The sequence below is a fragment of the Klebsiella aerogenes KCTC 2190 genome, assembly GCF_000215745.1.
GTDB lineage: Bacteria > Pseudomonadota > Gammaproteobacteria > Enterobacterales > Enterobacteriaceae > Klebsiella > Klebsiella aerogenes.
Window position 1 is genome coordinate 4821007 of sequence record NC_015663.1, and the last position, 12793, is coordinate 4833799.

Annotated in this window: 10 protein-coding genes and 1 pseudogene; 6 read left to right on the forward strand and 5 right to left on the reverse strand. The window is 55.2% G+C overall.

The window, feature by feature from the left end; translation table 11 throughout:
* Positions 1-5 precede the first annotated feature (5 nt).
* Positions 6-1376, forward strand: coding sequence for an MFS transporter (locus EAE_RS22860; protein WP_015705935.1), 1371 nt, complete (start codon positions 6-8; stop codon positions 1374-1376).
* 70 nt (positions 1377-1446) lie between these two features.
* Here the strand turns inward: EAE_RS22860 and htpX are convergent, their stop codons facing one another.
* The 4 genes and pseudogenes from htpX to EAE_RS22880 all read right to left on the reverse strand — a co-directional run bounded on the left by htpX (position 1447) and on the right by EAE_RS22880 (position 5913).
* Complete coding sequence (gene htpX / locus EAE_RS22865) at positions 1447-2331, reverse strand: protease HtpX (protein WP_015366028.1); 885 nt, start codon at positions 2329-2331, stop codon at positions 1447-1449.
* A gap of 235 nt (positions 2332-2566) precedes the next feature.
* Positions 2567-4615, reverse strand: a complete 2049-nt coding sequence (gene prc / locus EAE_RS22870) for a carboxy terminal-processing peptidase (RefSeq protein WP_015705936.1) — start codon at positions 4613-4615, stop codon at positions 2567-2569.
* A 19-nt stretch (positions 4616-4634) separates the two neighbouring features.
* Positions 4635-5318, reverse strand: coding sequence for an RNA chaperone ProQ (gene proQ, locus EAE_RS22875; RefSeq protein ID WP_015366026.1), 684 nt, complete (start codon positions 5316-5318; stop codon positions 4635-4637).
* A gap of 81 nt (positions 5319-5399) precedes the next feature.
* Positions 5400-5913, reverse strand: a pseudogene (locus EAE_RS22880) (GAF domain-containing protein).
* A 133-nt stretch (positions 5914-6046) separates the two neighbouring features.
* Here EAE_RS22880 and yebS point away from each other — a divergent pair.
* From yebS to EAE_RS22905, 5 genes are all read left to right on the forward strand, one after another.
* Positions 6047-7330, forward strand: a complete 1284-nt coding sequence (gene yebS, locus EAE_RS22885; protein WP_015705937.1) for a membrane integrity lipid transport subunit YebS — start codon at positions 6047-6049, stop codon at positions 7328-7330.
* On the forward strand, positions 7299-9932 hold the full coding sequence (locus tag EAE_RS22890; RefSeq protein WP_015366023.1) for a PqiB family protein: 2634 nt from the start codon (positions 7299-7301) through the stop codon (positions 9930-9932). The genes yebS and EAE_RS22890 overlap by 32 nt, the downstream gene beginning before the upstream one ends.
* Positions 9933-10019: 87 nt before the next feature.
* Positions 10020-11453, forward strand: a complete 1434-nt coding sequence (gene rsmF / locus EAE_RS22895; protein WP_015705938.1) for a 16S rRNA (cytosine(1407)-C(5))-methyltransferase RsmF — start codon at positions 10020-10022, stop codon at positions 11451-11453.
* Positions 11454-11565: 112 nt separating this feature from the next.
* Entirely contained in the window at positions 11566-11805 is a 240-nt protein-coding gene (locus tag EAE_RS22900) for a YebV family protein (protein ID WP_015705939.1), read from the forward strand.
* A 101-nt stretch (positions 11806-11906) separates the two neighbouring features.
* Positions 11907-12098, forward strand: coding sequence for a YdfD/YebW family protein (locus EAE_RS22905; protein ID WP_015366020.1), 192 nt, complete (start codon positions 11907-11909; stop codon positions 12096-12098).
* On the opposite strand, the gene pphA is transcribed toward EAE_RS22905, so the two are convergent.
* A complete protein-coding gene (gene pphA, locus EAE_RS22910; protein ID WP_015705940.1) occupies positions 12095-12748 on the reverse strand; it encodes a protein-serine/threonine phosphatase in 654 nt (217 codons plus the stop codon). The genes EAE_RS22905 and pphA overlap by 4 nt on opposite strands.
* Positions 12749-12793 lie beyond the last annotated feature (45 nt).

Genomic DNA, 12793 nt, shown 5'->3' on the forward strand with positions numbered 1-12793 from the left:
TTCACATGGAAAAAAAACTTTTGGATGGCCTGCCGGTTCCGCAGCGTTACGGCGCCATTCTGACGATTGTATTAGGCCTGACGATGGCCGTACTCGACGGCGCTATCGCCAACGTCGCCCTGCCGACTATCGCCACCGACCTGAATGCCTCGCCGGCATCTTCAATCTGGATAGTCAACGCCTATCAAATCGCTATCGTCATCGCCCTGCTGCCACTCTCGTTTCTTGGCGATATGGTTGGCTATCGACGAATCTATAAAATTGGTCTGGTAGTGTTTACCATCACCTCGCTGATTTGCGCCCTCTCCCGAAGTCTCGAGATGTTAACGCTGGCGCGTGTGGCCCAGGGGCTGGGCGGCGCGGCGCTGATGAGCGTCAACACGGCGCTGATTCGCCTTATCTATCCTAAGAGGCAGCTAGGTCGCGGAATGGGCATCAACTCTTTCGTCGTTGCCGTCTCCTCCGCCGCGGGGCCTACCATTGCCGCCGCTATCCTCTCGCTTGCTTCCTGGCAATGGCTGTTTTTAATCAACGTACCGCTGGGGATTATTTCCATCTTCCTCGCCATGCGCTTTTTACCGCCCAACAGCAGCGCCAGCAAGATTACCCGTTTCGATCTGCCGAGCGCGATGATGAACGCCCTTACCTTCGGGTTGCTCATCACGGCGCTGGGCGGCTTTGCCCAGGGACAATCTGGTTACCTGGTATTGGCCGAGGTCATTGCTATGCTGATTATCGGCTTCTTCTTTGTTCGTCGGCAGTTGCGCATGCCGGTCCCACTGCTGCCGGTTGATTTACTGCGCATTCCAATCTTTTCGCTCTCTATCTGCACCTCGATCTGCTCTTTTTGCGCGCAGATGCTGGCGATGGTTTCCCTGCCCTTTTTCCTGCAAACCGTTATCGGACGCAGCGAAGTAGAGACCGGGTTACTGTTAACGCCGTGGCCGTTGGCGACCATGGTGATGGCCCCTCTGGCGGGTTATTTGATCGAGAAGGTTCATGCCGGGCTGTTGGGGGCAATGGGACTGCTGATCATGGCCTGCGGCCTGTTTGGCCTTGCGCTATTACCCTCTTCACCTTCCGATCTCGATATTATCTGGCGGATGGCGTTGTGCGGCGCAGGTTTCGGACTGTTTCAGTCGCCAAATAACCATACCATTGTCTCCTCTGCGCCAGGCCATCGCAGCGGCGGCGCCAGCGGTATGCTGGGTACCGCACGCTTACTGGGGCAAAGTAGCGGCGCCGCGCTGGTCGCCCTGCTGTTTAACCTGGCAGGCAATAGCGGCACCCACACTGCGCTTCTGCTGGCCGGCTCCCTGGCGGTCATTGCCGCCGCCATCAGCGGGCTACGCGTAACTCAGCCGCGCGCCGCCTGATAACGAGCGGCCAAAAAAAATCCGCAGCCGGAAAGCTGCGGATTTTTATTTTCAGCGTCTGCACGGCAGATTATTTCAGGTATTCTCCGCTACGCAGCGCTTCAATACGTTTGTCCAACGGCGGGTGGGTCATGAACAATTCGCTCATCGATTTCGCTTTACCGTTGATACAGAACGCCATCATGCTGCTGGCTTCCTGCGGTTCATAGCTGGTTTTCAAACGCTGTAATGCAGCAATCATTTTCTCACGACCGACCAGTTTGGCCGAACCTGCATCGGCATGGAATTCACGATAGCGTGAGAACCACATGGTGATGATGCTGGCGAGAATACCGAATACCAGTTCCAGTACGGTAGCGACCGCAAAGTAGATAAGCGGGTTACCGTTACTGCTTTCACCTTCATCTTCACGGTTGCCGCCAAGGAAACCGGCCGCAATCTGCGCGATAACGCGGGAAATAAAGATAACGAAGGTGTTCACCACCCCCTGAATCAGCGTCATGGTGACCATGTCGCCATTAGCAATATGGCTGATTTCGTGAGCGATAACGGCTTCCGCTTCGTCACGGCTCATATTCTGCAGCAGACCGGTACTCACGGCGACCAGAGAAGCGTCGCGGCGCGCGCCGGTGGCGAAGGCGTTGATGTCAGGGGCGTGATAAATCGCCACCTGCGGCATGGCGATGCCTGCCTGCTGCGCCTGCTGTGCGACGGTGTTCATCAACCAACGCTCAGTTTCGTTACGCGGCTGTTCGATAACTTCCCCACCAACCGACTTCAGCGCCATCCATTTCGACATCAACAGCGAAACGATCGAGCCGCCAAAACCAAACAGCAGCGCCATGATTAGCAGGCCGGTCATGCTGCTCGACTGGATCCCCGTCAGGCTAAGCACCAGGCCAAACACCACCATGACTGCCAGGTTAGTCAGCAGGAAAAGCGCGATTCGCATCATAATATTCTTTTTACCTCGATTTAACAAAACGCACTATGCGATACCCCATATCGTATGGGTCAGATACTAATTTTCAACGATCAGACCCCGCTAAGTCACGAGAAAGACACAACTTTACATTTTGTAGCATATCGCTGACACCCCAGGCGAGTGTTGACAATTTTGTTGAATAAAGTCGACAGCCGGATGAGGACAGAAAAAGAAACGGGCACAATCACCTGTGCCCGTTGAGGAGTTATTTGCTAACCGGCGGTTCTACCGGAGGCTGCGCTTTTTCCTGTTGCGCCAGGTCAATCGCGATATGCACGGTTTCATCAAGATACGGATCCGGCTCCTGATAATCCTTCGGCAGATCGTCTATCTTTTTGAGAAGCGGCTTGCCTTCGCGCTTAAGGCGATCGTTTACCCGCGCCAGACGAATCGCATCATCTTCTTCATTCTCTTTCTCACGCTGCGCGTAGTTCAGAGAAACGATATTGCGCTTATCTTTCATGGCGTTAAAGCGCGCAATATCCTTCATGATGTACTGGAATTCCGGATCTTTTGCGATACGGTCTTCATGGCGCTTAAGCAGTTCAGGTTCGAACGGTTTCATATCGCCGGACTTCACGTAGGTCGCCGGATCGATGCTATCCCACGGCAGCGCGTTATCTTCATACTGCTCGCCGGTATCGCGATCTTCTTTACCGGTTGGCATCATGATGTCCGGAGTAACCCCTTTACGCTGAGTGCTGCCGCCGTTAATGCGGTAGAACTTCTGGATGGTGTACTGCACGGAACCTAATGCCGGCCATTCCGGGCGCAGCATCTGATCGTAGATACGGTTCAGCGAACGATACTGCTGAACGGTGCCTTTACCGAAGGTCTGCTCGCCGACGATCAGCGCACGGCCATAGTCCTGCATCGCGGCAGCAAAAATTTCCGATGCTGAAGCGCTGAAGCGATCGACTAAGACCACCAGCGGGCCTTTATAGTAAACCACACCGTCGGTATCGCTATCTTCGCGGACCTTACCGTTGTTATCACGCACCTGTACTACCGGGCCGGATGGGATAAACAGACCAGAAAGCGAAACCGCCTCCGTCAGCGCCCCACCGCCGTTACTGCGCAAATCGATGACGATACTGCTGACGTTCTGTTTTTCCAGCTTCTGCAGTTGCACTTTGACATCATCAGTCAGGCCAACGTAGAAACCCGGGATATCCAGCACGCCGACTTTTTCTTTACCGACGGTTTTGACCGACATCTTAACCGCGCGATCTTCAAGACGAATACGCTCGCGGGTCAGAGTAACAATACGGGTTTTCGCCCCTTTGCCAGCCGGCAGAACCTCCAGGCGAACTTTGCTGCCCTTCGGCCCTTTGATCAGCGCGACAACATCGTCCAGCCGCCAGCCGATAACATCAACCATGCTCTTACCCGGCTGACCAACGCCGACGATACGGTCGCCAACGCTAATCGCTTTGCTCTTCGCCGCCGGGCCGCCGGCAACCAGTGAATTGATCACCGTGTAGTCGTCGTCCATCTGCAGCACCGCGCCAATACCTTCCAGAGACAGGCTCATTTCAGTATTAAACTGTTCGGTGTTACGCGGGGAGAGATAGTTGGTATGCGGGTCGATTTCGCGGGCGAAAGCGGTCATCGCCAGCGAGAAGACGTCTTCGCTGTTGGTTTGGGCCAGGCGACGAATCGCAAACTTATAACGCCGGGTCAGGGTTTCACGAATTTCTTTATCGTCTTTACCCGCTAGCTTCAGGCTCAGTTCATCGAACTTCACCTTGGCGTCCCACAACGCGTTAAGCTCGGCTTCATCCTTCGGCCACGGCGCCTTGCTGCGATCGAGGTTGAAGTTGTCGTTGCCGGTAAAATTCATCGGACGATCCAGTACCTTCAGGGCGTACTGGTAACGCTCAAAGCGACGCTTCTGCGCGAGGTTGTACAGGTCGTAGAAAACGTCCAGTTTGCCGCTGCGCAGTTCATCACCGATTTTATTTTTTTGCGCCGCAAACTGAGAAACATCGCTGGCCAACAGCACGTTATGGCTGTAATCCAGCAGATTCAGATAGCGGTCGAAAATCTTTGCCGAAAAGGCGTTGTCGAGATCAAACTGCCGATAATGGGAGCGGGTAAAGCGCGAGGTAACGCGCTCGCTCACCGTCGCGTGCTGCGGCTCTTCTTTCAGCACGGGAATTTGATCGACTCGGGTGATATCGTCCACGGCGAAGGCATGGCCTGCTATTGCTAGCAGGCCCGCAAGCGCGGTGAGCTTAAAAAGTTTGTTCATGCCTGGCCCGGCCTCCGTTTCAGAACACCAGGTGTTCTGCGCGTACAATCATTGACATACCAGAAGTCAGCTGTACACGAACGCCATCTTTGGTGATTTCCACAACGGTGGCGTCCATTGCGTTGTTGCCTGCTTTCACCTTCAGAGCCTGACCGACGCTCAATACAGAGACGTCAGACACCGGGGTAAGACGTTGCTCTTCACGCGGTGCTTTGGCAGCTGCAGGACGCGGCTTACGCTGTTCACTACCTTCTTTACGGCGAGCCTGCGGCTGAGGACGCGGTTTACGCTCGCGGCGTGCACCTTCTTCCTGCTGGCCTGCCGCGGCAGCGGCTTCGCGCTTTTTAGCCTGCTGGCTGGCGCGCTGCGCCTGAACGCGAGCTTTGGCTTCTTCGAGCTGCTGACGGGCGTGAGCAACGTGTTGCTCTTCCAGTTCACCGCACGGGTTGCCGTCGAGATCGACGCGAATCGCTCCCGCTTTCACGCCGTACAGATAACGCCAGCTCGAAGTATAAAGACGTAAGGCAGCGCGCAGTTGGGTTTTGCTGAGATTCATCTCGCCGCCAACTCGCTCTACAAGATCCTGAAAAATACCGATTTTCAGGGGGCGCGCTTCGCCTTCAGCGCTGAAACACTGAGGAAAACGTTCGGCCAGAAACGCGATTACTTCTTTACTGCTATTCAACTTAGGTTGATTTTCCATGAAATTTCCTGATTACAACGGACGTAGCCAACAAGCCGCAGGCATGAACAGGCGTCATTATAATGACGTCATCGCTAAATGCTACGTTATCCGTTGATTATCCTGCGACGTGGGCAAAGATTTTTTGATAATCGGTCGCCGCAATCAGCGTTTCGAGGCGCGAGACCAGCTCTGCAAGCCCCTGTTCGTCTTCTGCGGTGAAGCGGGAATACGCCGTGCTATCGATATCCAGTACGCCGATAATCTGATTATTCACCTGCAACGGAAAGACGATTTCCGAATTGCTGGCGGCATCACAGGCGATATGGCCGTCAAACGCATGGACATCTTCCACGCGCTGGACGCGGTTCTGCGCCACGGCGGAACCACAAACACCACGACCAACCGGAATACGTACACAGGCCAGCTTACCCTGGAACGGCCCCAGCACCAGCGTATCGCCTTCCAGGAGATAAAAACCGGCCCAGTTGACCTCTTCCAGGCGTTCAAACAGTAACGCGCTGGTATTTGAGATCATTGCCAAAAAACTGGTTTCTCCTGCCATAAGCGCCTGAAAATCGCGGTTCAGATCCGCGTAGAATTCTGTTTTGTTCATTTTTTAATCACTTAGTTGTCTTACTATCTCATCTGCAGATGCCTACTAAAATAAGCATTAAATGCCTTCGGGCTCAAGATGAATTCATTCCTGGGTTAATATAGTGGGATACATTCATTCCCGAACGTAATAAATGCTGATAAAAACACCCTCAATCACGCCGACGAAGAAGATTACCGTTCATTCGGTCAGTTCGCCAACGCCGCATGCGCACTATCAGCGCTGTACGCAGTGCGACATGCTGTTCCGCATACCGGTTGTGAAAAGAAATCAATGCGCCTGGTGTCCGCGGTGCAATGCGAAGGTACGCGACGGCCGCGATTGGTCCCTTTCCCGGCTCGCCAGTATGGCGTTTACAATGATGTTGCTGATGCCGTTCGCCTGGAGCGAGCCGCTACTGCGTTTGCATCTGCTCGGCGTGCGCATTGACGCCAACGTCCTGCAGGGGATCTGGCAGATGACCAACCAGGGCGATCCCATTACCGCTGCGATGGTGCTCTTCTGCGCGGTGGTTGCGCCCGTCCTGCTGGTGGTCTCCATCGCCTACCTTTGGCTTGGCAACGTGCTGGGGATGAACCTACGTCCGGTGCTGCTGATGCTCGGCAAACTGAAAGAGTGGGTGATGCTGGACATTTATCTGGTCGGTATCGGCGTCGCCTCCATTAAGGTCCAGGACTATGCTTTCCTGCAGCCCGGCATCGGCCTGATCGCCTTTATCGCGCTGACCCTACTCAGCATCCTGACGCTCATCCACATGAACGTTGAAGAGTTGTGGGAGCGTTTTTATCCCGAACGTCCGGCCATGCGCTACGACACCAATCTTCAGGTTTGCACCGGCTGTCACTATACCGGTTATCGCGACTCCCGCGGCCGCTGCCGCCGGTGCCATACCTCACTGCATCATCGCCGGCCGCAAAGCCTGCAGCGCAGTTGGGCGGCTTTGATTGCGTCGCTGGTTTTCCTGCTGCCGGCCAACCTGCTGCCGATTTCGATAATCTACGTCAATGGCGCGCGCCAGGAAGATACGATTCTTTCGGGGATCATTTCACTCGCCAACAGCAACATCGCAATCGCCGGCGTAGTGTTCATCGCCAGTATTTTGGTACCATTCACCAAAGTTATAGTGTTATTTACCCTGCTGGTCAGCATACAATTCAAGTGCGAACAGGGGCTACGTACGCGTATCCTGCTGCTGCGGCTGATTACCTGGATCGGCCGCTGGTCGATGTTGGATCTGTTTGTTATCTCATTAACCATGTCGTTGATAAACCGCGATCAGCTCCTGGCCTTTACCATGGGGCCGGCGGCGGTCTATTTCGGCGGCGCGGTGATTTTAACTATCCTTGCAGTTGAATGGCTGGACAGCCGCTTACTTTGGGACGCTCATGAGTCAGGAAACGCCCGCTTCGCCGACTGAAGCCAAAATAAAAACCAAACGCCGTATCTCGCCATTCTGGCTGTTGCCGGTCATCGCGCTGATGATTGCCGGATGGCTCATCTGGACCAGCTTTGAAGGTCGGGGAACGACGATTACCATCGATTTCCAGTCCGCAAACGGGATTGTTCCGGGACGTACCCCTATCCGCTATCAAGGGGTAGAGGTTGGTACGGTACAGGATATCTCTTTGAGTAAGGACCTCAGCAAGATTGAAGTTTCCGCCAGCGTGAAGAGCGATATGAAAGACGCGCTGCGCAAAGATACCCAGTTCTGGCTGGTGACGCCAAAAGCCTCTCTGGCCGGCGTTTCCGGGCTGGATGCGCTGGTCGGCGGTAACTATATCGGTATGATGCCGGGCAAAGGCGAACCGGAAGATCATTTCGTCGCTCTGGATACTCAGCCGAAATACCGCATCAACAACGGCGAACTGATGATTCATCTGCAGGCGCCGGATCTCGGTTCGCTGAACAGCGGATCGCTGGTCTATTTCCGTAAAATCCCGGTTGGCCGGGTGTATGACTACACGCTCAACGCCAACAATCAGGGGGTGACGATTGATGTATTAATCGAACGTCGCTTCACTAATCTGGTGAAAAAAGGCAGCCGGTTCTGGAACGTCTCCGGGATTAAAGCCGACGTCAGCCTGAGCGGCGCCAAAGTCCAGCTGGAAAACCTCTCCGCGTTAGTTAACGGCGCCATCGCCTTTGACTCGCCTGACGACTCCAAAGCGGCGGCGCAAAACGACGAGTACAATCTGTACGAAGATCTGGCGCACAGCCAGCGCGGGGTGCTGGTGACGTTGGAGCTACCCGACGGCGATGGGTTGAAAGCAGGTTCTACGCCGCTGATGTACCAGGGGCTGGAGGTGGGCCAGTTAACCAAACTCAATCTCAATCCCGGCGGTAAAGTTACCGGTGAGATGACCGTCGACCCGAGTGTGGTCACCCTGCTTCGGGATAAGACGCTGATTCAAATGAAGAAGCCGAAAATCTCACTGGATAACCCAAGCGTTAGCGCCCTGCTCACCGGCAATACTTTTGAACTGGTCCCTGGTGACGGCGAGCCGCGCAATCACTTTATGGTGATGCCAGCCGATAAAGCGCTACTGGAAGAACCGAACGTCGCCACCGTTACTTTATCGGCGCCGGAAAGCTATGGCGTTTCCGCCGGCCAACCGCTGATGCTGCACGGCGTTAAAGTCGGCCAGGTACTGGAACGCAAGCTAACCGCAGAGGGTGTCACTTTCCAGGTCGCCATTGCGCCGGAGTATCGCAATCTGGTACGCGGCGATAGCAAATTTGTCGTCAACAGCCGCCTTGATGTGAAAGTTGGGCTGGATGGCGTGCAGGTGCTTGGCGCCAGCGCCAGCGAATGGGTCGATGGCGGGATCCGCATCATCCCCGGCGAAAAAGGGGAAATGCAGAGTCGCTATCCGCTGTATGCCAACCTGGAAAAAGCGCAGGAAAATAGCCTCAGTGAAATCCCGACCACCACGCTGAGTCTTTCCGCGGAAACGCTGCCCGATGTGCAGGCAGGCTCCGTGGTGTTGTATCGCAAATTCGCCGTCGGTGAGATCATCTCGGTGAAACCTCGTAGTAATGCTTTCGATATCGATCTGCATATCAAACCGGAATATCGCCACCTGCTGACCAATAACAGCGTCTTCTGGGCCGAAGGCGGCGCGAAGGTAAAACTCGACGGTAATGGGCTAACCGTGCAGGCGTCGCCGCTGGCGCGCGCGCTGAAAGGCGCGATCAGCTTTGATAACCTCAACGGCAGCAGCGCCAACGCGCGCTTGAACAATAAGCGTGTCCTGTACGCCTCCGAAACCGCCGCCCGCGCGGTGGGTGGCCAGATCACGCTGCACGCTTTCGATGCCGGTAAAATGGCGGCAGGCATGCCGATTCGCTACCTCGGTATCGACATCGGCCAGATCCAGTCGCTGGAGTTGATTACGGCAAAAAATGAAGTTCAGGCGAAAGCGGTGCTTTATCCGGAATATGTCGGCACCTTTGCCCGTGCCGGTACCCGCTTCTCGGTGATTACGCCGCAGATCTCTGCCGCCGGCGTTGAACATCTGGACACGATCTTCCAGTCATATATCAACGTTGAACCTGGCCGTGGTTCGCCGCGCCGCGACTTCGAGATTCAGGACACCACCATCACCGATTCGCGCTACATCGACGGCCTGAGTATTATCGTCGAAGTGCCGGAAGCCGGTTCGCTTGATATTGGTACGCCGGTGCTGTTCCGCGGCCTGGAAGTGGGTACCGTGACCGGGCTGACGCTGGGCTCGATGTCCGACCGCGTAATGGTTAAGCTGCGTATCAGTAAGCGTTACCAGTACTTAGTGCGCAATAACTCGGTGTTCTGGCTGGCTTCCGGCTATAGCCTCGACTTCGGCCTGATTGGCGGAGTGGTGAAGACGGGTACCTTTAACCAGTTTATCCGCGGCGGTATCGCCTTTGCCACCCCGCCGGGAACGCCACTGGCGCCAAAAGCGCAGGATGGCAAACACTTCCTGCTGCTGGAAAGCGAGCCGAAAGAGTGGCGCGATTGGGGAACGGCACTGCCTAATTAATTCCCAATGCCTCATAAACGCCCCGGTGTCCCGCGCCGGGGCGTTTATGATAAACTGCGCACCCTTTTTTCTTGTGGTGCGCTGCTCGTGGCTCAAAACGCTGTCTATCTTCCGGAACCCTTCCTCGCTCAAATGCGTGCGGCTATGCCAACGCATCTCTCTTTCGATGACTTTATCGCCGCCTGCCAGCGTCCGCTGCGCCGCAGCATTCGCGTCAATACGTTGAAGATAACGGTCGCGGATTTTCTGCAACTGGTCGCCCCTTACGGCTGGCAGTTAACGCCGGTTCCGTGGTGTGCCGAGGGTTTCTGGATCGAGCGTGATGATGACGATGTACTACCGCTGGGCAGCACCGCCGAGCATCTGAGCGGACTATTTTATATTCAGGAAGCGAGCTCGATGCTGCCGGTGGCGGCGCTGTTCGCCGATGGTGAAATGCCCGAGCGAGTGATGGACGTCGCCGCTGCGCCGGGTTCCAAGACCACGCAGATAGCCGCCCGGATGAGCAACCACGGAGCGATCCTGGCGAACGAATTTTCTGCCAGCCGGGTGAAAGTGCTGCACGCCAATATCAGCCGCTGCGGCATTAATAACGTTGCCCTCACCCACTTCGACGGGCGCGTCTTCGGCGCCGCGCTGCCTGAATGCTTTGATGCCATTTTGCTCGACGCCCCCTGCTCGGGCGAAGGAGTAGTGCGTAAAGATCCCGACGCGCTGAAAAACTGGTCGCCGGAAAGTAATCAGGAGATTGCCGCCACCCAACGTGAGCTCATTGACAGCGCCTTTCATGCTCTGCGTCCTGGCGGCACCCTCGTCTACTCCACCTGTACGCTGAACCGTGAAGAAAACGAGGAAGTGGTTAACTGGCTGCTGCAAACCTACCCGCAGGCGGTTGAAGTCCTGACGCTGGATTCACTCTTCCCGCAGGCTCGCGAAGCGCTCACCGACGAAGGTTTCCTGCACGTATTCCCGCAGATTTTTGATTGTGAAGGTTTTTTCGTTGCCCGCCTGCGTAAAACCGCCTCTATCGATCCGCTGCCTGCGCCTGGCTATAAAGTAGGCAAGTTCCCCTTCACACCGATGAAGGGGCGGGAAGCCGCCGCAGTCGCCGCCGCCGCTAATGCTGTTGGCCTGCAATGGCCAGAGCATCTTCGTTTATGGCAACGCGATAAAGAAATCTGGCTGTTCCCACAAGAACTGGAAGCGTTAATCGGCAGGGTTCGTTTTTCTCGCATTGGGATTCGTCTCGCTGAAACACATAACAAAGGCTACCGCTGGCAACATGAAGCGGTGATCTCACTGGCCACGCCAGAGGCTCCTTTTGAGCTCACCTTAACGGAAGCGGAGGAGTGGTACCGTGGACGCGATGTCTATCCCGAAGCGCCGCCGCAGCAGGACGATGTCATCGTCACTTTCCAGGGAATGCCATTAGGGCTCGCTAAACGCGTAGGGGCACGTCTGAAAAATAGTTATCCCCGCGAACTGGTGCGCGACGGCAAACTCTTCGCCGGAAAGTCGTGACCGCGCGCTAAAAAGCGCACTTTTTGACTGGCGATTTACTCCCCGTTGTCTACGCTGAAAAATGACGGCCTAACTGGTCGTACCACAACTCAGCAGACAAACGGGGTGAATGATGAGTAAAACTAACGTACGAATCGGCGCGTTTGAAATCGACGACGCCGAGCTGCACGGCGAATCACAGGGTGAGCGAACGTTAAGCATTCCTTGTAAATCCGATCCTGACTTATGCATGCAACTGGACGCCTGGGATGCCGAGACCAGCGTTCCCGCCATTCTCAATGGCGAACATTCTGTACTCTACCGTAAACATTACGATCGCCAATCCGATGCCTGGGTCATGCGCCTTGCCTGACTCAAATAAACCCGTCGTCTGAGACGGGTTATTTATATCCCTCCCCCGCTGCGCTAACTTCCCCTACACTTACCTTATGTTTATTCGCTTATGAGGGCTGGATGTTCGCCTTAGTATTATTCATTTGCTATCTGGACGGCGGGTGCGAAGACATCGTGGTTGATGTTTACAATAGCGAGCGACAATGCCTCGTCGCGATGGACGATCAGCGAATTCGCCAGGGCGGCTGTTTCCCGGTAGAAGATTTTATCGACGGCTTCTGGCGTCCAGCGACGGAATATAGCGACTTTTAAACAGCCGACTGCAGTTGCACCAGCGTTAACTCGCCGCCAAATACCGCGCCGGTATCAATGTAGTGTTGGTTATCGCTATCGTAACGATGTTTAAGCGGCGTATGGCCAAACCAAAAGTGATCGGCCCCGGCGATCTCACCGTGCCGCCCCGCCAGATGATCGGTCAAACGCTGGCGGCTCCAGAGTACCTGATGCTCCGCCACGGGCAACTGCCAACGGTAGACGCTGGCTGGATAGTCGGCATGGGCAATCACGTGGGTGGTATCCTGGCAGCGAAGTTCAATGATCAGCGGCAAATCCCGGCAACGGGTAAACAACAAATCAGCCAACCGTATCTGTTCTTGTGAGGCCGTTTGATACCAGTCGCCACCGTTCATCGTCCACAGCGCCATCTCCCCGCTCGCCCGCGCATCAAGCGCCATCTGCTCATGGTTACCACGCACTGCTCTGAACCACTGGCAACGAAGCAAACCCAGACATTCCACGCTTTGCGGCCCACGGTCAATCAGATCGCCAACGGAAATCAGAAGATCCTTCCCAGGGTCAAATTTCAGCTTGCGCAACTGAGACATTAATAAATCAAAACAACCATGTAGATCGCCCACCAGCCAAATATTACGCCAGGCGCAACCATCTTCTCGCTGATACATATTTCACCCCCTCACTTAATTATACAAAATATGACTGAAAGCGAT